The following is a 21,310-nucleotide window of genomic DNA, read 5'->3' on the forward strand; positions in this document are numbered from 1 at the left end:
CCAAGCCGCTGACGCGCCTGTTCATGGCCTCCAGCCTGCTGTCGCCAGCCCAGGCGCTCGATCTCACCAGAGCTCACTGGCAGATCGAGAACGGGCTGCATTGGATATTGGACGTGCATCTCGCCGAGGATCTCAGCCGCGCCCGCAAGGACAATGCCCCNGCCAACACCGCGCTCTTCAACCGCATCGCCAGAAACATCCTCCAGATCGCCGATACAGACAAAGTCCCCATCAGCCACCGCATCAAGAAATGCGCCTGGAATGACGACTATCTCATCAATGCCATCACTCATATGCGATAGCCCTGCCGTTCACGGGGAGAAGGAAGACGCGTCTACATCACTGCGTCAGCGCAGTGTCCGAGGGCCGCTTGTTGAAGTCGCATTTGCCGGTGACGTTGTAGAAAAAGTCGGCGTTGCCGACAGGCGCCGGAACCGAGTTGCCGCCGTCTTCCCAGGCCTGATAGGCTGTCGAGCCGCAAGGCACGAGGCCGAAGATATCGACGACCTGGCCGGTCGCGATCTCATCATAGTTGACCGTGTTGGTCGTCGGATCCTTGATCCCGTTGTAGAGCCGGTTGGAGGTGGCCGGATCATTCGACTTGAGGTATTGCGGGTTCCCTGATGGCACATACATCTGCAAACTGAGGCCACCCATCTGGCTGACATCGATGGACGCGCCGGTCCCATTGGCNGGATACATCGTGTCGACACAGTAAAATTTCGTCAGAAACTTGTCGGTCTGGATCACCGCACCAGCGGGCGGGTTGGAGCCGGCGAGCTTGCAGACCTGCGTCTGGGCCACCGTGGCGACGGTCTTGCCGGTTGAATCAGTCGTAAGGATGCTGGCGGTGGTGGTGCCATAGCCCTTCGGGTCTCCGGTCTTGCCATAGACGTAGTCGATCGTCATCAGCGGCTTGGCCACCGTCGCACCGAACTGCGTACCGTAGAGCGTCATCGTCTTGTTCCAGTAACCCGACACCCCGGTGACCTTGAAGTCCGCCTTGACCAGCGCCGGCGGCTTGCTGACCGCCGAGGCCACGCCGATCGGTACGGTGTCAATCCTGGCGATGGTCATGAAAACGGTCGGCATGGCGAAACTTGCCGTGGCCCGCGCGGTGGTGGCGGTGGTGGCGGTGCCGCCCACGAAGTTGGTCAGCGTCGCGCTGCCTTGTCCGCCGTTGGCGACGAAGGAATCCTGGAGCATCGTCTGGCGCTGCGAAAGTGTCGCCGTGGTGTCCATGGTGGTGATCGTCAGGATCGCGGCATCCAGCGCCTGCTGCTGGTTGGACTTGGTCTGGACCGCGCTGGTATAGTCGACCGAGAAGCCGACGGCCGCGATCAGCGGCATCAGCATCACCAGGAAGAGCGGCATCATCGACCCGCTGCGGGAGCGGGCAAAACCGCGCAAGATCCTGAACATTTCGACCCCCAACAGACATTAGCGTTCGTGCAATTACCACACAGCCGGCAAACCAAGGTCTAATGTGATCGATCAAAGTTTACGCATTCTTCGCCCGCGGGCCGGTTTTCCCGATTTTTCGGCCGATCTCACCGCTTTGTGACCCGCAAGGCAGCCCTTGCGCCGCAAGCCTTGCCGCCGATTGCCGCCCCTGCTAAAGCGCGCGGCATGAGCACGCCCCTCGACCACATCCGCAATTTTTCCATTGTCGCCCATATCGACCATGGCAAATCCACGCTTGCCGACCGCCTGATCCAGTCCACCGGCGGGCTGGAGCTGCGCGACATGAAAGAGCAGGTGCTGGACTCGATGGACATCGAGCGCGAGCGCGGCATCACCATCAAGGCGCAGACGGTGCGGCTGAAATACCGCGCCAACAATGGCGAGGACTATATCCTCAACCTGATAGACACGCCCGGCCATGTCGACTTCGCCTATGAAGTGTCACGGTCGCTGGCCGCCTGCGAGGGCTCGCTGCTGGTCGTCGACGCCTCCCAAGGCGTCGAGGCGCAGACGTTGGCCAATGTCTACCAGGCGATCGACAACAATCACGAGATCGTCGTGGTGCTGAACAAGGTCGACCTGCCGGCCGCCGAGCCCGAGCGCATCCGCGAGCAGGTCGAGGAGGTGATCGGCATCGACGCCTCGGGCGCCGTGCTGATCTCGGCCAAGACAGGCCTCGGCATTCCCGACGTGCTGGAAGCCATCCTCCACCAATTGCCGCCGCCGCGCGAGGGCGACGCCACGGCACCCCTGAAGGCGATGCTGGTCGACAGCTGGTACGACGCCTATCTCGGCGTCATCGTGCTGGTGCGCATCATCGACGGCGTGCTGAAGAAGGGCCAGACCATCCGCATGATGGGCACGGGCGCGAAATACCTGGTCGAGCGCACCGGCGTGTTCACGCCCGCCCGCATCAATGTCGAGGAGCTCGGCCCCGGCGAGTTCGGCTTCTTCACCGGCTCGATCAAGGAAGTGGCCGACACCCGCGTCGGCGACACCATCACCGAGGACAAGCGCCAGACCGCGCATGCCCTGCCCGGCTTCAAGCCGGCACAGCCGGTGGTGTTCTGCGGCCTGTTCCCGGTCGACGCCGCCGATTTCGAGGATCTGCGCGCCGCCGTCGGCAAACTGCGCCTCAACGACGCTTCTTTCTCTTATGAGATGGAAACCAGTGCCGCGCTCGGCTTCGGTTATCGCTGCGGCTTCCTTGGCCTCTTGCATCTCGAAATCATCCAGGAGCGGCTGGAGCGCGAGTTCAACCTCGACCTGATCGCCACCGCACCGAGCGTCGTCTACCGGCTGCTGCTCAATGACGGCTCGGTCAAGGAACTGCACAACCCGGCCGACATGCCCGACGTGGTGAAAATCTCCGCGATTGAGGAGCCATGGATCCGCGCCACCATATTGACCCCCGACGACTATCTCGGCGGCATATTGAAACTCTGCCAGGACCGGCGCGGCATCCAGGCCGACCTCTCCTATGTCGGCAAACGCGCCATGCTGACCTACGATCTGCCGCTCAACGAAGTCGTCTTCGATTTCTACGACCGGCTGAAGTCGATTTCAAAAGGCTACGCCTCCTTCGACTACCACCTGACCGACTACCGCGAGGGCGACCTGGTGAAGATGTCGATCCTGGTCAATGAGGAGCCGGTCGACGCGCTGTCGATGCTGGTGCACCGCACGGCGGCGGAAAAGCGCGGCCGACAGATGTGCGAAAAGCTGAAGGAGCTGATCCCGCACCACCTCTTCAAGATCCCGATCCAGGCCGCGATCGGCGGCAAGGTCATCGCCCGCGAAACCATCTCCGCGCTGCGCAAGGACGTCACGGCGAAGTGCTACGGCGGCGACGTGAGCCGCAAGCGCAAGCTCTTGGACAAGCAGAAAGAGGGCAAGAAGCGGATGCGGCAGTTCGGCAAGGTCGATATTCCGCAGGAGGCGTTTATCCAGGCGCTGAAGATGGGCGATTGAGGGGGGCGGACTCGAAGCGGCTCTGCGATCACGCCCGCGCTCGTTCACGTGCTCGCCTAGTCAAACTAATGATGTTTGGCCTAGCCCCGCCACGCCTCATCTGAAGGCCGATTCTAAACAATTCTGGGACTTCGAAGCGCCCGTCCTCTTGATAGGCGACTCCGTACTTCTCCAAGCTCTCCAAGTCGGCATCAAACAACCCGACCGTCTGCGCTTCTATGCGTGTGAATGGTGTAACAAAACCAGGTGCTTTCTTGAATTTATCGAAGATAACCTCAAGTTGCGTTACCTCTTTCGGGTACTCCTCCACCTTCTTTTCGCTCGTAAAGTCGACTGCGGTTTTCAGCGCAGACGCAGCCAATAGCCTATCTTCAAGCCTTATTCCTCGTGAATGCTTAGCCGCTTCACTAACGAAGCGAACAAGGTCGCGAGCGGTGAGTCGACCAGTAAGGTCCGTGAGCACGGAAATAACCCATTCAGTCGTCCTCGCTTCGCGGCTGTCGTCCCGGCCCAATTTCATTCCCCATATGCGCCGCAGGTCGTTTTCTTGCAACTCAGGTGAGGAGTGGGAAAGTCGCCAGTCACCGGCCCATAGACCTGGGATCGCTCCACTGTTGCTAACTAACCACACTACCAATTCTTTTATATCGATGTCGCGCCAAGTTAGGGCATAGTTAGAAAAGACTGCACGGAACTGCGCTGAATTCTGAGTGATCGCGGCTTGAATCATGTCTGCACGCACGAACGCAATGTAACCGACCGGTCGGCCCGCCTCCTCCCTCAGCCTCAATGGTACGTCTACCAGAAGTGAAGCAAGAGCCGCAGCCTCGTTCGGCCGGTTGAACGGATCAGTGAGAACTTCCTCAAGCCCTTCTATCAGCACGACTGGCCGGACCGCCGACTTCTTTGCTGCCGCAATAAAATCAGACCAAGCCCCTCCGCCGTGGAACCCTGCGGAGCCTGCTATTTGCGACAGCCAAAAATCTAGCCAACTGGTTTGTGGCGAAGACACCAGTTGGCCGCGAATTGCCTGTGTTGTTTCAGACAGCGTTGAAGGCTTGCCACCTTCGAGCCCCCCACTGGCTCGAGTCCTTCCGTCGGCAACAAGCGACGTAATCTTGTCGCTGGTAAGAGAACCGAACATGGGTATGAATGGACCATCGAACGAACTCTGATTTGTGGTTTGTAAGGCTGCTACTGCGGCTTTCCAGCTTCTGCGCTCCAAGAGGAACCGTGCTGTGAGCGTCTTTCCCGTTCCCTTAGCTCCCTCGACGACCACCACGGGCGGCTGACTCAAGAAGTCGGTGGCAAGCCTCTCAAGGGGTGGAGTCACAAGCGGCGTCGCAAGCTCATCAGCAGTCTCTGCAAACGTCAACTTGAAAGCAAATTCTTCTAATTTCCGACACCGTTTGTCCGCGTCTTGCGGTGGCGCAGCAGCTATCGGCTGTTGTCGACCTGAGTCATTGAACGCTTCCCATCCTGACCAATTTGCCATTTCAGATTTGAGCTGCGGGAGAAAGCTAGATGCAGAAAGCTCTCTTACGAAAGTATCCCATTCGCCTGACATGCCTATAAGTTCGGCTAGATGCGGAATAAATCCGACCGCGACAGGGCTCGCCTCTGTATAGTCATTATCGGCGAAGGAAGCGAAATCCTCAGCCGCCCTTAACGTGAGCTGTCCTGCCAGATCACCGCGATATTTAAAATCCCCAAAACGTGATATCGGAAGCTGATTAAACAATACGAACGGTTGACGTCCTGGGACGCCAGTCTGTTCTTCGAGCATTCCGAGCGTCCGCATCATACTCGTTAGCGCCGCTACGGATTGTCCGGAAGTGCTCGAGACGAAAACTCGGTCAACAGATGGATCGGCGAGAAACTGGATCGAGACATCAACCAAACCTGCGCGCAGATCCACGACTGCCGCTTGGCAACCTAAATGCTTTGCAAGATCGCGGACCAAGTCCGGCACGACGAAGGGGTCGTCGCTGCGAGCGGCTTGCAAATTTTCGGGCCGGATAGCAAAACCAGACAGGTCGTCAAGCAGGCGCTTAACAGGCAACACATAGATTCCATTTACCAGTTGGTCGACCATTCGTGTTGCAACGAAGTCGATAGTAGCTTCAAAACCATCAGATCGATCAGCATGAGCAAGCGCTAGCAAGTCTTCCAACGAGATCGTAAAGCCAGCCTTTCTGCTCTGGAGCAGAAAACTGACTCCCGGAGCCTCGAAGTCAGCATCCACTAGCAAGACGGGCCCAGTATTCTCTTTTGCCAATTCGAGTGAAAACGCCAACGCCGTAGTTGTCCTTCCAACACCGCCCTTAACACTGTGGAACGCGAATATCGGTGGCCCGCCTTTGTCTGTTCGGGGCGGGAAGTCGATATCAAAATACCGCTCCCCATTAAGGGCGGCACTCGGCTCAAAGGTTTTTTTTGTAGATTGGGTTTCTTGGCTCCGAACAATAACTACCGGGAGCGTTTCCATGCCATGCGGCGCCGAAAGCTCTATGCGCATTTCATGCCCGTCTGCGACATTCAACCAACTGCCGAACACTGCTTTGAGCCAATCACGCATTGCGGTTTCGTCAGCATCTCGCGTGATGACGACTTCCAATCCGCTCCAATAAGCAGATGTAGAAATCAGCCCGTTGGGCGGGGACAACGGACCACCTATGGGATCAATGCTGTACAATCTCCTTGCAACATCCACCCAAGAAATCAGTTCGGCTACTCGCAAAGAGTCGCGCACAATCATTTGGGCAATTCCTTCTCCAAGTACGCGGTAACATGTGCCAGATAGCCAGTAATATTGACTTCATCAGCGACGTCGATTGTTAACCCGTATCTCCAAGCCTCATGAGCTTCGCCTAGCGAAAATCGCTGCCCCCCAGTACCATCGTTAAAGCCAGGCACACACCTAAAGGTCGCTTTAGGTGGCGCAGGAACTCTAGCCGCCGGCACCTTCAAACGGGCAATCATATCTACGATTCTATGGCTAAAAAATTCGACATGTTCGACCTTTCCAGTGATTTCATGTCGAAATGGTATTTTTGCACTTTTACTCAAGAGGTACTTCAGGCCGACCTCTGCGGCATAGAAATGAAGGAGGTTGGTGGCGCTGGCTGAAGGAACCTCCCCTAGCGCTTTTGCCTTACGGGTGGCCGAAATGCTTGCGAGCAAATTCCAGAAGTTCTTACGATGTTCGTCCTGAAGCACTTTCAGCATGAGTGAGTTTCTACTCTCGTTTGGGCCAAAGCCACTGCCAGATGGCTTGTACGCACGACTCAGAAGCCACAAAAGGTTACAACACACAAATGCGGTATGACGCTACACGATTTGCAAGCGCAGCACCGCGGTCCGGTTGCATCGCCGTGCTTCACCTTGTCTGCGCCTTAGCGTATTCTTTTCCCGGCTTGGGGAGACATCACATGCGCTCAACTTCCGACACCGTCGCCTCCCTCGGTCTCGCCATCGGCGGCATCTTCGGCCTTGCTGGCACTTTCGTGGCGAGCAATGCGCTGCGCGAAACGCTGTGGGCGATCGATGGCGTGGCGCTGGTGGTGGCGGCCGCACTTCTCACGATGAAATACCAGCGCCTCGGCAATGATTGCGTGGCTGCGGGCTTCCTGACCTTCCTCGCCGGCGAGAGCCTGCTTCTGGCTGGCAATGCAGCAGGGCTGCAGGCCAGCGTGCCTTCCTATGTCGGCGGCATCTCGCTTTGGGCGGCCGCGCTGATCATGGTCAGCGCGCCGAAAACTTTTGCGCTGTGGATGCGGCTGACTGCGTTCATCGCCGCCGTGCTGTTCCTAGTGTCGGTGGGCATGGTGCTGTGGGGCGCGCCCTTGCTGCCGACCTCGGCGCCGCTGCCGGCCGCCGGCTATCCCTTCCTGGTGCTGACCTTCGCCGGCTGGATCTGGACGCTGCTGAGGCCTGAACGGTGAGGGCGGAGGGGCGCGACGCCTCTTCCTTCCCCCCTTGTGGGGGAAGGTGGATCGGCGCGTAGCGCCGAGACGGATGAGGGGTCGTACAGAGTGGGGCGGTGACGTATTGCGCGCCGATTTGGTGCGGTCTTTGATGGTGCCGCCAAGCTGGAACACCCCTCATCCGTCTTGCCGCTTCGCGGCAATCCACCTTCCCCCGCAAGGGGGGAAGGAAAGGCCAGCGCCACTGCCGGCATGAAAAAGATCTATGCGAAGCCGACGCTGAGCAAGCGCGAGAAGCTTTCGGCCGTGACGGCTGTCGCGTGTCCAGTGTCGGTCTGCCCACACCAGAAACGTTCGCCGTTTCCCGAGAGCCTGTTGCCGCCGGTCGCGCGATAATCCCGGATTGGTACGAATTCATACCGACTGCCCGGCTCGGTTGATCACCCGGCATAGGCCCGGTACATAAATCGGGCGGCGGACCTTCATCAGGTCGCTAGTGGCCGGCGCGGGGCTCAGGCAATTGTCTCACCGGCATGCGCGCCGGCCATCTTCCCCAAAAAACATATGAGTGTGGGCCAAAGGCGCTCCGCATTGTTCGGAGCTCCCTGATGCTGACCTTCGCAGGCTGGATCCGGACGCTGCTCAAGTCGGCGCGGTGAGTTCGGCTGGGGCGCAGCGCCTCTTCCTTCCCCCCCCTCGTGGGGGAAGGTGGATCGGCGCGCAGCGCCGAGACGAGTGCGGTACGGAGTGAGGCGGTGATGGTTTCGCGTCGCCTCGATGTGCTCGCAGTCAAACGAATGTTGCCAAGCTGGAACACCCCTCATCCGACCTCGCTTCGCGAGGCCACCTTCCCTCACAAAGGGGGAAGGAAGAGGCGCCCGCCTCAGCTTTCAATCCAAACCTTCTCGAAATGCTGTTCCAGCGCCTGGTGCTGTTCGCAGCCTTCGATGCCTTTGCGGTAGGTGCGGTAGACCGAGCGCCAGTAGGGCTGGATGATGATGCCTGAATCGCGCAAATTCTGCTCGATCTTGGCCATGATCTCCTTGCGGGCCTTGGGGTCGGGCATGGCCAGGGCCTTGTCGAGCAGCTCGTCAAATTCCTTGTTGGCATAGGCGCTTTCGTTCCAGGCGGCGCCGGACTTGTACGCCAGCGCCAGCACCTGGACGCCGAGCGGGCGGCCGAGCCATTCGGTGCAGGAATAGGGGAACTTGCTCCAGTCGTTCCAGAAGGTGGCGGCGGGCAGCACGGTGCGCTTGATCTTGAGGCCGGCCTCGCGGATCTGCGCGGCGATGGCGTCCCCTGTGTTCTTCTGCCATTCGATGTCGACCGAGATCAGCTCGTATTCGTGGTCCGCCTTGCCGGAGTCGGCGAGGAGTTTCTTGGCCTGCTCCACATCGCGTTTGGCCGGGCCGATATCGGCGTATTCGGGGTGCATGGGGCCGACATGGTGGTTGTCGGCGGGCTTGCCGCGGCCATCGAGGCCGAGCTTCAGCACGGCCGAATTGTCGACGGCGAGCTGGGCGGCGCGGCGCACCTTGACGTCGTCATAAGGCGGATTGCCGACATTGAAGCGGGCGACGATGGTGGACCCCGTGGCGATCTCGGAATTCTTCAACCCCATCTTGTCGGTCTGCGAGACGGCATCGGAAGCGGTCTCGTGGTCGGTGTCGATCTCGCCGGATTCGAACGCCGACAGCATGGCGTTGGGGTCGGAGCCGTAGTCGATCCACTGGATGCCATCGAGGTAGAACTCCCCCCTCCACCACGGCTTGTCCTTGCGCTTGACCTCCGCGCCAGTCTCCGCGTCCCATTTGACCAGCTCGCAGGGGCCCGTGGTGATCGCAAGCGCCTTCATCGGGTCGCCATCGCCATCATAGGAGCGGTGCATGATCAGCGCGGGATAGTCGGCCATGCCGGCGATCAGCGAGATGTCGGGTTTTGGCAAATTGAGCTTGATGGTGAAGTCGTCGACCTTCTCGATGCCGCCATCGACCACCTTCTTGGTGTCGGCATTGACCAGCGCGCCCATGCGCGCGGCGACCGAATTGCCGGCAACGCCGGCCTCGCACCAGCGGGTGAGGTTGTGGACGACATCGTCGGCATTGAAGGCGTCGCCATTCGACCAGGTGATGCCCTTGCGCACATGCAGCGTCAGCGTCCTGGCGTCGTCGCTCATCTCCCATTTTTCCAGCAGCCAGGGCTCGAACGAAAAATCGGTGTTCCAGCGCACCAGATATTCGTTGCAGTGGCGCGCGACGTTGGACATTTCGACGCCGTCGAAGGTGCGCGGGTCCTTGAAGCCCTTGACGTTCATGGCGACGCGCAAGGTTCCGCCCTTCTTCGGCTCGGCGGCGCGGGCCGGCGTCGCGGCGATGCCGCCCAGGGCAAAGGCGCCGGCGGCGCTGACGCCGAGCCCGGCCATCAGCGCCAGATATTCGCGACGGCTGATGCCGCCGGTCCTGAAATCGTCGGCGACGGGTTTGGCCCGCGGGTGAAGCTTGCGGTCGGTCAGCATGAATTTCATCGTCGTTTCCCTCTTTTGTTGGTGCATGCCGCCCAAGGTGCCCAGCGGTCATGCACAGGCTCGCCAACGCGGGGCGGCTGCGACCGCCGGGGCGCCATTGCTGAGGGAATGATAAAGCGGGGTAACGTGGCGAAATGTTCTGGAATCCGCAGGAGTTGTGCGGCGCTCCGCAGGGTTGGCAGGGGAGCCGGACGGTTCAGAACTGGTCGACCGCCGAGTTCCTTCACACCCCCCTCTGTCCTGCCGGACATCTCCCCCGCAAGGGGGGAGATTGGCGGCTTCAGCGCTCGGCCGACTCTGAGACGTTGGAGATCGGCGAAGGCAAAACACGACATCCGATCTCCCCCCTTGCGGGGGAGATGGCCGGCAGGCCAGAGGGGGGTGCTGTCCCGCCAGCGTTGCCGAGGATGACAAAGGGGATAACGCCAACAAAAAACCCGGCGCGAGGCCGGGTTTCTCAAGCTATTCCGATCAGCCGAGCCTCAGCTCACCTTAGTCTGCGACGCCGCCTGGTCTTCGGCGATCTTCTGCTGGAACATCTGCGCGAAATCGATCGGGTCGAGCATCAGCGGCGGGAAGCCGCCATTGCGCGTCGCCTCGGCGATGATCTGGCGGGCGAAGGGGAACAGAAGGCGCGGGCATTCGATGAACAGGATCGGCAGCATGTGCTCCTGCGGGAAGCCCGAAATGGCGAAGACGCCGCCATAGACCAGCTCGACGTTGAACAGCACTTCCTGGTCGAAGGAGGCCTTGGCGTTCAGCGTCAGGTTGACGTCGAACTGCTTGTCGGAGAGCGGGTTGGCATTGACGTTGACATTGATGGCGATGCCGGGCGCCTTGTCGCGGCCGCGCAGCGAATTCGGCGCGCCGGGGCTTTCGAAGGACAGGTCCTTGACATACTGGGCCAGGACGTTGAGCGAGGGCTGCGTCGCGTTGCCGTTGCCATTGGCGCCGACCGGCGCGTCATCATTGCTGGCCATGAGCCGATATCCTTTTCCCCTAGGCAGTCTCGCTCACCGAATGATCGGGGCTGACCGAATTGAAATCGGGCGTTCGCTACCATGGCCGGCATGACAAGACAAGGTTTGCCGCCTTGCTTGTCGCGTCGTCATCCCCGGGCGAAGCAGGCGCGCAGCGGCGTCGCGGAGACCCTGGGATCCATGCCGCGACACCGGCCAAGGAATGCAGCGGCTCGAAGCAGCCGAATGGCCGACGCACAACTTGCCAGTGACTTCGCCGCGACGGACTTCGAGTTGGAGCAGAGCAAAATTCTGCACCGTCGCAGCGCGTCCATGTCACGGCACGGATCCTGGGGTCTACGCCGCGTCGCTCCGCTCCTTGCTCCGCCCCAGTATGACGATGAGAAGCCTCAATCGTCCTTCAGCCGCCGCCACGGCGAATTGTGGTCCGGACCGCGCTTCAGGTCGTCCTCGCGCGAATAGTCGCCGTCTTCGAGGTCGATGACCTTGTCGCGCTGGCGGCGGAAGCCGCCGGTGGAGAAATCGGTGGCCACGACGATGCGGCCCTTAAGCCTGCTCCAGGCAAGGTCGCGCACCGGCGGCAGGAACAGGAGCAGGCCGATGATGTCGGTGATGAAGCCGGGGATGATCAAAAGGATCGCCGCGACCACGATCATGGCGCCATGGGCGAGCTGGCCGCTGGGGTCGCGGCCGGCGGCCATCTCGGCGCGGATGCGGGTCATGACGCCGAAACCCTGGTGGCGCAGCAAAAGCACGCCGGCGAAGCTCGAGGCCAGCACCAGGCCGACCGTGGCCAGCGCGCCGACCTCGCGGCCGACGACGACGAAACCGGCGATTTCCAGCAGCGGAAGCGCGAGGAGAAAGAAGGGAAGCAGCGAAATGCGCAAGTCTTTACCGACCATTCGATTGTTTTGTCCCGCCGGCGACCAATCGCCGCTGGCACGGAGGCTGTTAGATAGGTATGCCTGCCTTTGATTTGAATGATTGCGCCTTGCGTTCTATATGCTTTGAATGGTGAACGCTATGCGACCGCGGCCTGTTGGCTGGGACGGTCCGGCCTAGAGGCAGGGATTGATTGGCGGAAAATATGGGCTTCTTCGACTTCGGCACGATTTTCTTCCTGATCGCGGCGGTGGTGATCTTCTTCCAGCTGCGCAACGTGCTGGGCCGTCGGACCGGTAGCGAGCGGCCGCCCTTCGATCCCTACACGGCGGCGCGCACCGACAAGGACGCCACGCAGAAGCCCGAAAACGTGGTGTCGCTGCCGCGCAAGCGGGGGCCCGGCGAGCTGGCGCCGGCCGACACCTATACGGCCATCGACGCCTTCGCCAAGCCCGACACCGATCTCAACAAGGGCCTGCGCGCGATCAAGGACAATGACCCGTCCTTCGACCCGAAGGGGTTCGTCGACGGCGCCAAGATGGCCTATGAGATGATCGTCATGGCCTATGCCGACGGCGACCGCAAAACGCTGAAGAACCTTCTGTCGCGAGAGGTTTATGACGGCTTCGTCGCGGCGATCGGCGAGCGCGAGGCCAAGTCGGAAAAAATCCAGTCCTCCTTCGTCGGCATCGACAAGGCGGACATCGTCTCGGCCGAGATGAAGGGCGGCGAGGCGCATGTGACGCTGCGCATCATCAGCGAGCTGATCTCGGCGACGCGCGACCAGGCCGGCACGGTCATCGACGGCGACCCCGAAACGGTGGCCGAGGTCAAGGATGTCTGGACCTTCGCCCGCGACACGCGCTCGCGCGATCCGAACTGGAAGCTCGTCGCCACCGAAGAAGAAGATTGAGTCCGGAACAGGCGGGCTCCGGTGTCGCTGTCGCCTCTCCTTGTTGAAAGGTCCTTCGGCGACCTGCCCGGCTGGGGCGACGACGACCATCTGCCGGCCTTCGAGGCCTTTGCCCGCTCCGCCTTCCACGTGCCGGTAAAACCCTATCGCAGCGGTGCGCTGGGTGTCGATTTCGGCGCCTTCGCCGAGGCCTATGCGCAAGCGCGCGGCGCCGCGCCGGCGAACCGATCCGAGGCCCGCGCCTTCTTCGAGCGTCATTTCGTGCCCATGCTGGTCCGGCCGGAGACCGGCACCGGCCTCGTCACCGGTTTCTACGAGCCGCAAGTCGAGGCCTCGCCGGTGCGGAGCGAGCATTTTGCCGTGCCGCTGCTGTCGCGTCCGGCCGACCTCGTCGATGTCGACGATGCCAATCGGCCCACCGGGATGGATTCTTACCTTGCCTTCGCCCGCCGGACCGCCGACGGGCTGACCGAATATCCCGACCGTGGCGCGATCGAGCGCGGCGCGCTCGCCGGCCAGGGGCTGGAGATCGCCTGGCTGGCCGACAAGGTCGACGCCTTTTTCATCCATGTGCAAGGCGCGGCGCGGCTTGCCATGACCGATGGCCGGCTTTGCCGCGTCACCTACGCCGCCAAATCCGGCCAGCGCTTCACCGGGCCCGGCAAAATCCTGAGCGAGCTGGGCGAAATTCCGCTCGCCGAGGTGACGATGCAGTCGATCCGCGGCTGGTTCAAGGCGCATCCGGAGCGGGTCGACGAGATCCTGTGGCAGAACCGCTCCTATATCTTCTTTCGCGAGGCCGCGGTGGACGACGCGGCGCTGGGGCCGATCGCGGCCGCCAAGGTGCCGCTGACGCCGGGCCGATCGATGGCCGTCGACCGCCTGCTGCACACATTCGGCACGCCTTTTTACATCGACGCGCCGACGCTTGCCGCCTTCGACAAACGACCGTTCCGGCGGTTGATGATCGCGCAGGACACCGGCTCGGCGATCACCGGGCCGGCGCGCGGCGACCTGTTCGCCGGCTCGGGCGACGCCGCCGGCGAGATCGCCGGGGTGGTGCGCAACGCCGCCGATTTTTACGTGCTGGTGCCACGCGCGCTGGCCGGGGGCGCAAAATGAGCAGGCGCCCGGATAAACTCAGCGAGGATGACCGGGTGCTGTGGAACCTGGTGGCGCGCACCGCCAAGCCGCTCAAGGGCCGCGCCGCCGTCGACATTCCAGACTTGGCCGTCGATGCCAGGCCGACGCCCTCGCAACCGGCCCAGCCCGCCGCCGGGCCGGCTGGCGCGGCAAAGCCGAAGGTCCAGCATGTCACGCACCGGCTCGACGAGCCGACGCTGGACAAGCTGCAAAAAGGCCGGCTGCCGATCGAGGGCCGCGTCGACCTGCATGGCATGACGCAGGACGAGGCCTATTCGCTGCTGTTCTCGTTCCTGCACCGGGCGCATGCCGGCGGCGTCCGCTATGTGCTGGTCATCACAGGCAAGGGGTCGTCCTCGGGCGGCGATGGCGTCCTGCGGCGCGCCGTGCCGGCCTGGCTGTCGACACCGGCGTTCCGGCCGCTGGTCTCCAGCCACGACCATGCCGCCCGCAACCATGGCGGCTCGGGCGCGCTCTACATCAGGCTGCGGCGGGCACGCTCATGAGGGCTCTCAGGAGGCCGGGCGCATGACGCCGTTCGGTGAGAAGCTGCGGACGCTGAGGGCCGAACGCGGCGTCAGCCAGAAAGACATGGCGGCGGCGATCGGCGTCAGCGCCGCCTATCTGTCGGCGCTCGAGCATGGCAGGCGCGGCGCGCCGACCTGGACGCTGATCCAGAAGATCATCGGCTATTTCAACATCATCTGGGACGACGCCGAGGAACTGGCGCGGCTGGCTGAAACCTCGCATCCGCGCGTGAAACTCGATACGTCGGGTCTTTCCCCCGCCGCCACCGAACTTGCCAATCTTCTGGCCGAGAACATCGAAAAGCTGGATGAGGCCGCGCTTCTGCGCATCACCGCGTCGATCCGCGCGGCACTCGGCCGGCGATCCTAGAATCGGGTTTCCGCCCGGACTTTGCGGCGGCCGGGCGATCGCCCGATCGCAAGACAGCGCCCGCCGGCGCGCAGCCGGCGGGCAGCCGTGGTGAGATCATTTCTTGCCGGCCGTGCTGCCGCCATTGCCGCCGCGACCATGGTCGCCATGATCCTGGCCGCCATGTCCGCCGCCCAGGCAGTCCGACGCGCCGGCGGCGCCGCAACAGCGGCCGGCCCACAGGTCGTTGAGGTTGGTGTTGGCGCAGCTTGGAATGGTCTGGCCGGCCAGAGCGGATCCGGTCAGGGCCGAAACGGCAGCGGCGGCGAGAAGGGTCTTGCGCAGAAAAGCAGTCATTCGAGGTCTCCATGGTTTGGGTTTCTATCGTCCACGGCTGTGTGTCGCCGGGCGAACGGAAATGGTTCACGGAGAGGTGCGAATTTTTTGGACGGAGGTGCGCGGCGGAGCCTCCTCGCCTTCGTCATCCACGGGCGGAGCGGGAGCGAAGCGGACGCGTAGACCCGAGGATGACGAAGCGCTGGGAGTGCGCAGCCCTAACCGGGCGGCTTTCCCCTACTGTACCGAGCCGACCAGAACCTGCTGGCCGCCGCGGATCGAGACCCAGCGGCCGGTGTTGTCGATCGCCTGGCGCTTGAGGAAGCGGTAGCCGGTCTCGTCCCAGGGCTTGACCTTGTCGGTCAAATTGTCGAGCACATAGTCGCCGCCGTCCGTGCGCACGGTCAGCACGGCGTGGCCTTCCCCGTCGGGCTTGCGCACCACGGTCATCAAGAGATCGGCGAGCGACATGCCCATGCGGGACAGCTGGCGCCGCTTCTCCAGCACGTAATCCTCGCAGTCGCCGACGCCCTTGTCGGGATAGGCCCAGACCTCGTCCTTGCCGTAGATGTCCATGTCGCTCATCGGCTTGACGGCGGCATTGACCCTGGCGGTGACGTTGACCAGCTTGCGCATCAACCCGTCGGTCAGGGCCACCGGCGCGAGATTGGCCGGGCGGATCGAGCATTCGCCCGGCCGCTGCTTGCAAAAATCGTAATGGCCGATCGGCTGCGAGGTGAGGCCCCCGGTCGCCATCGCGTCCGAAGCCCAGGCCGGTGTCATCCAGCCCCCCGTTAACGCCAGCCCGGCTGCCGCGCATACGCGCAGCCTTCGCGTGATTGAGGAATTCATTGTCCCCGCTCGCCCTGTTGTTAACGAAACGTTAAGGGCGATTTACACTCCGTGTCAATTAAGACATCGAGTTGATTTGCGGCATGGTTACCTGCGGGGAGGGACAGCGGCACTTGCGCAACAGAATCGGACCCGCGGCCGGCCCTGTTTCAAAACCGCCTATCGCTTGGCGGTGCGGACCAGTTTCGGCTTCACCGCCACCCGGGTCTGGCGGCCATAGCTGGTGATGAAGTCGACGATGCGCGGCACGATCTCGGAGCGGAAGCGCGAGCCGTTGAAGACGCCGTAATGGCCGACCGCCGGCTGCACATAGTGCGCCTTCTTGTCGGCGGGGATGTTGACGCACAGGTCCTGCGCCGCCTTGGTCTGGCCAAGGCCCGAAATGTCGTCGTTCTCGCCCTCGACCGTGAACAGGGCGACGTTGCGGATGACCGACGGATCGATCCTGGTGCCGCGATGCGTCATCTCGCCCTTGGGCAGGGCGTGGCGCACGAAGACGGTGTCGACGGTCTGCAGGTAGAACTCCGCCGTCAGGTCCATCACCGCCAGATATTCGTCATAGAAGTCACGGTGCTTTTCGGCGTTGTCGCCATCGTGCTTCACAAGGTGCATGAAGAACTCCTTGTGAGCGATGATGTGGCGGTCGAGGTTCATGCTCATGAAACCCGAGAGCTGCAGGAAGCCGGGATAAACCTCGCGGCCGAAGCCCGGCACCGGCCAAGGCGCGCGCATGACGACGTTGTCGCGGAACCAGTCGATGCCCTTTTCCTTGGCCAGCAGATTGACGGCGGTCGGGTTGCGGCGGGTGTCGATCGGCCCGCCCATCAGGGTCATCGTCGAAGGGACGAAAGGGTCGCCCTTCGCCTCCATCAGCGCCACGGCCGCAAGCACCGGCACGGAAGGCTGGCACACGGCCATCACATGCGTGTCCGGACCCAGCGTGTGCAGCATGTCGACGACGTAGTCGATATAGTCGTCGAGATCGAAGCTGCCGTCGGCCAGCGGCACCATGCGGGCATCGACCCAGTCGGTGATATGGACATCGGCATAGGGCAGCATCGCCTCGACCGTGCCGCGCAGCAGCGTCGCGTAATGGCCCGACATCGGCGCCACGATCAAAAGCTTCGGGTCGGCCTTGCGTCCGGCTGGAACGGCGCGCTCGAAACGGACGAGATTGCAGAACGGCTTCGACCAGACTGTCTTTTCGGTGACAGCGACGCTCTTCCAGTCGACCACCGTCTTGTCCAGGCCGAATTGCGGCTTGCTGTAGCGGCGCGTGGTGCGCTCGAACAGTTCGGCGCCCGCCGCGACCGAACGGCCCCAATGCGTATGCGAAACCGGGTTGAGCGGATTGGAGTAGAACAACCGGACCGCATCGGCATAGAGCCGTGCCGGCTGCAGGGCGGCGTGGTTCATTTCGTAGAGCTGGTAAAACATCCGTTACCCCGCGACCGAAGGGACGGCGAACAGCGCCGATCCCTAGATGTCTCGCGGGGAAGTTAACAACTAATTGCTGCGATGCAATACGTCACGTGGCGTGACTAATGCTAATTTCGTCCAAAGCCTTGAAAACCGGCGCCGGACGGCACAGCCGGCTCAATGTGCAGTGCCGAAATGTGTAGGATATGTGTCAGGCCTTCGCGCCGGACACCCGACCATGATCTTGGAAAGTTCCCGTTTTGCTCCGCTGGCCCGCGGTTGGCAGAGATCATGGCCAGGAGACGATCAGATCAGACGCGCGCCATGCAGACGGAAGTCTGACCGGAGCCGATGAAGCCGAGCTGGCCGGCGGCGCCCTTCGACAGGTCGAGCACGCGGCCCTTGATGAAGGGACCACGATCGTTGATGCGCACGACGACGCTGCGGCCGTTGTTCTTGTTGGTGACCCGCAATTTGGTGCCGAAAGGCAGCGTGCGGTGGGCGGCGGTCAGCGCCAAGGGGTTCATACGTTCGCCCGATGCGGTTTTCGAGTGCAGCGCGTACCAGGAAGCGCGGCCACACTGGCCGGCGGCGGCGGTTGCCGAAGTGGCGGAGGCGCCGACCATCAGGCCAGCAGCGATCGTTACCGCGACAAGCGCAGTCTGTTTTGGGGTCTTCATATTTGGGGGATGGCTCCGTTTTTTGACAGACCCCAGCCGTTAGGAAAGGAATAAGGCACGAAATGCGGCGGTGATCTGGCGGTTCCATGGCAAGATCACACGTTTGGAGTCATCGGGTAACAGTCTGTCAGGGACTTTTTGGCGCGCCGAAACCAGTTCCGATCATGTTTTGATCGGCACGGAGGACTTTTATGACAAGATCGAGCGTTGATCTTCAAATAGAAGTCTGCACGATCTGGCCACTTCCTTCGGCTCTTTCATCACGGCAATAGCGCCGCAATCGATCGACTTGAAAAACGGGATCAGACAATGAGACTGACAAAAAATCTGCTGGCCTTGATCGTTCTGGCCATGGGTGTCCTGTGGTCGCTGCAAGGCATCGGCGTGGTCGGCGGCAGCTTCATGACCGGCCAGTCGCAATGGCTCTATATCGGTCTCGCCGCCATGCTGGCCGGCCTGGCCGGGCTGGTGTGGGCGAACCGTTCACCCTGAAACTCTTGTTTGGCGCGAAAAGTCGTTTCATACTTTTCCGAAATGACCTTAACCGAACAGTTGGTCGAGAATCCTGCCTTCGAGACGGGCAAGCTCGGCGGAACCGCGGCGGCGCGGTCGTTCCACCGGCACATCCAGATCGAGCGCGATCTTGCCGCCGCTGACCACCACCACCCGGTCGGCGAGCGCAACCGCTTCGGCGACATCATGCGTGACCAGCACGGCGGTGAATTTCTGGGCAATCCAGATACGCTCCAGCAATTGCTGCATCTCGATGCGGGTCAGCGCGTCGAGCGCCCNGAGCGGCTCGTCGAGCGCCAGGACCTGCGGGTGACCGACCAGCGCGCGGGCCAGCGCCACGCGCTGCTTCTGGCCGCCGGACAGCACCGAGGGCCATTCATCGGCTCGGTCGGCGAGGCCAACCTCGCCGAGAATGCCGAGCGCGCGTTGCCTTGCTTCCGAGCCGGAGGCGATGCCGGTCAACCCGACCTCGACATTTTTCACCACGCTGGCCCAGGGCAGCAGGCGCGGCTCCTGGAACATGAAGCGCGTGCGGCTGTGGCCCTCTTCCTCGGCTGCCAGCGTCAGCGATCCCGATGTCGGCCGGTCGAGCCCCGCGAGCAACCTGAGCAGCGTGCTCTTGCCGCAGCCGCTTTTGCCGATGACGGCGACGAACTGCCCGACCGGCACGTCGAGGTCGATCCCATCGAGAACGGTCTTGTCGCCAAAGCGTTTCCCCACGCCCTTGAAGGCGAAGGCGCGCCGGCCTTCGACCGATCTCGCCGGGCGCGCGGGCGCTGGCGCGGTGACAAAGGAGCGGACGGAGGTCAGACTGGCGGCTGGCATCGAATACTCATCCGTTCTGAAAGGCGGGATGCCAGCCGAGCGACAGGCGCTCGAGCAGGCGGGCGAGACTGTCGGCGAGCTTGCCGAGCAGCGCGTAAATCAGGATCGACAGCACGACGACATCGATCAGCAGGAATTCGCGCGCCTGCATGGCCATGTAGCCGAGCCCGGAGCTGGCCGAGATGGTTTCGGCGACGATCAGCGTCAGCCACATGATGCCCAAGGCGTAGCGCAGGCCGACGAAGATCGCCGGCAGCGCGCCGGGCAGGATGACGCGGACGAACAGCGCGCGCCGGTCCATGCCGTAGACGCGGCCCATCTCGACGAGTTGCGGGTCGACGCTCTGGATGCCGAGCAGCGTGTTGACGTAGATCGGAAAGAACACGCCGAGCGCCACCAGGAACAGTTTTGCTTCTTCGTCGATGCCGAACCAGAGGATGACCAGCGGGATCAGCGCCAGGTGCGGAATGTTGCGGATCATCTGCAGCGTGGTGTCGGTCAGGCCGCGGCTGAGCGTCGATAGCCCGTTGGCAAGGCCGAGCGCAAAGCCGATCGAGCCACCGACGGCGAAGCCGGCAAGGGCGCGCGCCGTCGAGACGCCGATGTTCCGGATCAGTTCACCCGACAGCGTCAACCGCCAGAAGGCCTCGGCGACGGCACTTGGTGCCGGAAGCACGTTGGCCGGCATGACGCCCGCGCGGGAAGCCACCTCCCAGCCGGCAATCACCAGCACCGGCAATAGCCAGCCGATGCCATTCCCGCGCAGGCGTGCGGAAAAGCTCATGACGCGGCCTGCAGGCGGGCCGCGCCATGGAAGCCGACCGAGAATTCGTTGGCGATGTCTTCGCGCGGCTTGAGCCGCCTGGTGCCGAGCCCGAGCTTGGGGAAGAGCAGCTCGGCGACGCGATAAGCTTCCTCGAGATGCGGATAGCCGGAGCCGATGATCGTATCGATGCCGATCGCCTGGTATTCGCGGACGCGGTCGGCAACCTGCTCCGGCGTGCCGACCAGCGCGGTGCCGGCGCCGCCGCGCACCAGCCCGACGCCAGCCCACAGATTGGGCGAGACGACCAGTCTGTCGCGGCGGCCGCCATGCAGTTCGGCCATCCGGCGCTGGCCGACCGAGTCCATCTGGTTGAGGAACCGCGCCTGCGCGTTCTCGATCTGGGCATCGGTGACGTGGCTGATCAACCGGTCGGCGGCACGCCAGGCTTCGTCCTCGGTTTCGCGAACAATGAAATGCAGCCGAATGCCGAAACGCAATTCGCGACCGCGCGATGCCGCTTTCGCGCGCGCCGATGCCAGCTTCTCGGCGACCTGCGCCGGTGGCTCGCCCCAGGTCAGATACATATCAACCAGATCGGCGGCGAGATCCTGCCCGGCATCGGACGAACCGCCGAAATAAAGCGGCGGCCGTTCCTGTGATGGCAGAAGGTCGAGGCGGCCATTCTCGACGCGGTAATATTTGCCGTCGAAATTGACGCGCTCGCCGGACACCAGGCCGCGCCAGATGGTCAGGAACTCCTGCGCCTGCGCATAGCGCTCGTCATGGGGCAGGAAGACGCCATCGCCGGCAAGCTCGGCCGGATTGCCGCCGACCACGACATTGAGCAGCAGGCGGCCGTTGCTCAGACGGTCGAGCGCCGCCGTCTGCCGCGCCGCGAAGGTCGGCAATGTCACGCCCGGCCGCAACGCGACGAGGAATTTGAGCCTTTCGGTCAGCGTCGCCAGTCCAGTTGCGGTGATCCAGGAATCCTCGCAGTTCTGCCCGGTCGGCAACAGCACACCGGGGAAGCCGAGGCGGTCGACTGCCTGCGCGATCTCCTTGAAATATCCGAACTCCGGCGGCCGCTGCTGTTGCTCGGAGCCGAGATAGGAACCGTCGCCATGGGTCGGGATGAACCAGAAGAAATCGAGTGGCTTGGCTGGCGTGGTCAAGGCGGGCCTCCTGGAGGTCAAGGCATAAACGGCAACGGCGCCGGGCGTTTCTCCACGCGGCGCCGCGA

General features: G+C 62.6%; 21 protein-coding genes. 8 read left to right on the forward strand and 13 right to left on the reverse strand.

What is annotated here, in order from left to right:
* The coding region (locus M653_RS01000000133385; protein ID WP_032935988.1) for an ISAs1 family transposase at nt 1-302 on the forward strand (302 nt) is incomplete at its 5' end.
* 37 nt (nt 303-339) lie between these two features.
* Here M653_RS01000000133385 and M653_RS0124485 read toward each other — a convergent pair.
* A complete protein-coding gene (locus tag M653_RS0124485; RefSeq protein WP_027145700.1) occupies nt 340-1,422 on the reverse strand; it encodes a pilus assembly protein TadG-related protein in 1,083 nt (360 codons plus the stop codon).
* A gap of 207 nt (nt 1,423-1,629) precedes the next feature.
* Here M653_RS0124485 and lepA point away from each other — a divergent pair, with 207 nt between their 5' ends.
* Complete coding sequence (gene lepA, locus M653_RS0124490) at nt 1,630-3,435, forward strand: translation elongation factor 4 (protein ID WP_027145701.1); 1,806 nt, start codon at nt 1,630-1,632, stop codon at nt 3,433-3,435.
* A 28-nt stretch (nt 3,436-3,463) separates the two neighbouring features.
* Here lepA and M653_RS0124495 read toward each other — a convergent pair whose 3' ends face one another.
* Both M653_RS0124495 and M653_RS1000000136895 read right to left on the reverse strand, forming a co-directional pair.
* Nucleotides 3,464-6,193, reverse strand: coding sequence for a hypothetical protein (locus M653_RS0124495; protein WP_156938258.1), 2,730 nt, complete (start codon nt 6,191-6,193; stop codon nt 3,464-3,466).
* Nucleotides 6,190-6,663: a hypothetical protein gene (locus tag M653_RS1000000136895; protein ID WP_140715754.1), complete on the reverse strand. Its 474-nt coding sequence runs from the start codon at nt 6,661-6,663 to the stop codon at nt 6,190-6,192. Before M653_RS1000000136895 ends, M653_RS0124495 begins: the two co-directional genes overlap by 4 nt.
* Before the next feature lie 203 nt (nt 6,664-6,866).
* Between M653_RS1000000136895 and M653_RS1000000137395 the strand changes: the two genes are divergently transcribed.
* Entirely contained in the window at nt 6,867-7,379 is a 513-nt protein-coding gene (locus tag M653_RS1000000137395; RefSeq protein ID WP_027145703.1) for a hypothetical protein, read from the forward strand.
* 865 nt (nt 7,380-8,244) lie between these two features.
* Here M653_RS1000000137395 and M653_RS0124515 read toward each other — a convergent pair.
* From M653_RS0124515 to M653_RS0124525, 3 genes are all read right to left on the reverse strand, one after another.
* Complete coding sequence (locus M653_RS0124515) at nt 8,245-9,885, reverse strand: ABC transporter substrate-binding protein (protein ID WP_027145704.1); 1,641 nt, start codon at nt 9,883-9,885, stop codon at nt 8,245-8,247.
* A gap of 482 nt (nt 9,886-10,367) precedes the next feature.
* On the reverse strand, nt 10,368-10,865 hold the full coding sequence (secB, locus tag M653_RS0124520) for a protein-export chaperone SecB (protein WP_027145705.1): 498 nt from the start codon (nt 10,863-10,865) through the stop codon (nt 10,368-10,370).
* 389 nt (nt 10,866-11,254) lie between these two features.
* Nucleotides 11,255-11,752, reverse strand: coding sequence for an FxsA family protein (locus tag M653_RS0124525; RefSeq protein WP_027145706.1), 498 nt, complete (start codon nt 11,750-11,752; stop codon nt 11,255-11,257).
* A gap of 200 nt (nt 11,753-11,952) precedes the next feature.
* On the opposite strand from M653_RS0124525, the gene M653_RS0124530 reads away from it, so the two are divergent.
* The 4 genes from M653_RS0124530 to M653_RS0124545 are packed head-to-tail and all read left to right on the forward strand — an operon-like array spanning nt 11,953 to nt 14,700.
* On the forward strand, nt 11,953-12,660 hold the full coding sequence (locus M653_RS0124530; RefSeq protein WP_027145707.1) for a Tim44/TimA family putative adaptor protein: 708 nt from the start codon (nt 11,953-11,955) through the stop codon (nt 12,658-12,660).
* A 21-nt stretch (nt 12,661-12,681) separates the two neighbouring features.
* The gene (locus M653_RS0124535) at nt 12,682-13,782 is read left to right on the forward strand and encodes a murein transglycosylase A (protein ID WP_027145708.1); all 1,101 of its coding nucleotides are present in this window, start codon (nt 12,682-12,684) and stop codon (nt 13,780-13,782) included.
* Entirely contained in the window at nt 13,779-14,309 is a 531-nt protein-coding gene (locus tag M653_RS0124540) for a Smr/MutS family protein (protein ID WP_027145709.1), read from the forward strand. The genes M653_RS0124535 and M653_RS0124540 overlap by 4 nt, the downstream gene beginning before the upstream one ends.
* A gap of 22 nt (nt 14,310-14,331) precedes the next feature.
* Nucleotides 14,332-14,700, forward strand: a complete 369-nt coding sequence (locus M653_RS0124545) for a helix-turn-helix transcriptional regulator (protein WP_027145710.1) — start codon at nt 14,332-14,334, stop codon at nt 14,698-14,700.
* Nucleotides 14,701-14,796: 96 nt separating this feature from the next.
* Here the strand turns inward: M653_RS0124545 and M653_RS0124550 are convergent, their stop codons facing one another.
* The 4 genes from M653_RS0124550 to M653_RS0124565 form a co-directional block, all read right to left on the reverse strand.
* Entirely contained in the window at nt 14,797-15,036 is a 240-nt protein-coding gene (locus M653_RS0124550) for a hypothetical protein (protein WP_027145711.1), read from the reverse strand.
* 216 nt (nt 15,037-15,252) lie between these two features.
* Nucleotides 15,253-15,867 carry a transglutaminase-like cysteine peptidase gene (locus M653_RS0124555; protein ID WP_027145712.1) on the reverse strand — a complete coding sequence of 205 codons (615 nt, stop codon included), beginning with the start codon at nt 15,865-15,867 and terminating at the stop codon, nt 15,253-15,255.
* A 159-nt stretch (nt 15,868-16,026) separates the two neighbouring features.
* Nucleotides 16,027-17,304, reverse strand: coding sequence for a polyhydroxyalkanoate depolymerase (locus M653_RS0124560; RefSeq protein ID WP_027145713.1), 1,278 nt, complete (start codon nt 17,302-17,304; stop codon nt 16,027-16,029).
* 293 nt (nt 17,305-17,597) lie between these two features.
* On the reverse strand, nt 17,598-17,966 hold the full coding sequence (locus tag M653_RS0124565) for a septal ring lytic transglycosylase RlpA family protein (protein ID WP_027145714.1): 369 nt from the start codon (nt 17,964-17,966) through the stop codon (nt 17,598-17,600).
* Nucleotides 17,967-18,275: 309 nt separating this feature from the next.
* Here M653_RS0124565 and M653_RS1000000137400 point away from each other — a divergent pair, with 309 nt between their 5' ends.
* Nucleotides 18,276-18,458: a hypothetical protein gene (locus M653_RS1000000137400; RefSeq protein ID WP_027145715.1), complete on the forward strand. Its 183-nt coding sequence runs from the start codon at nt 18,276-18,278 to the stop codon at nt 18,456-18,458.
* Nucleotides 18,459-18,506: 48 nt separating this feature from the next.
* Here the strand turns inward: M653_RS1000000137400 and M653_RS0124575 are convergent, their stop codons facing one another.
* The 3 genes from M653_RS0124575 to ssuD are packed head-to-tail and all read right to left on the reverse strand — an operon-like array spanning nt 18,507 to nt 21,242.
* On the reverse strand, nt 18,507-19,304 hold the full coding sequence (locus tag M653_RS0124575; RefSeq protein ID WP_027145716.1) for an ATP-binding cassette domain-containing protein: 798 nt from the start codon (nt 19,302-19,304) through the stop codon (nt 18,507-18,509).
* 7 nt (nt 19,305-19,311) lie between these two features.
* Nucleotides 19,312-20,088, reverse strand: coding sequence for an ABC transporter permease subunit (locus tag M653_RS0124580; protein WP_027145717.1), 777 nt, complete (start codon nt 20,086-20,088; stop codon nt 19,312-19,314).
* A complete protein-coding gene (ssuD, locus tag M653_RS0124585) occupies nt 20,085-21,242 on the reverse strand; it encodes an FMNH2-dependent alkanesulfonate monooxygenase (RefSeq protein ID WP_027145718.1) in 1,158 nt (385 codons plus the stop codon). Before ssuD ends, M653_RS0124580 begins: the two co-directional genes overlap by 4 nt.
* Nucleotides 21,243-21,310: the final 68 nt, after the last annotated feature.

Origin of the sequence: Mesorhizobium sp. WSM3626, from assembly GCF_000513935.1 — a bacterium.
In the GTDB taxonomy this organism is placed as follows: domain Bacteria; phylum Pseudomonadota; class Alphaproteobacteria; order Rhizobiales; family Rhizobiaceae; genus Mesorhizobium; species Mesorhizobium salmacidum.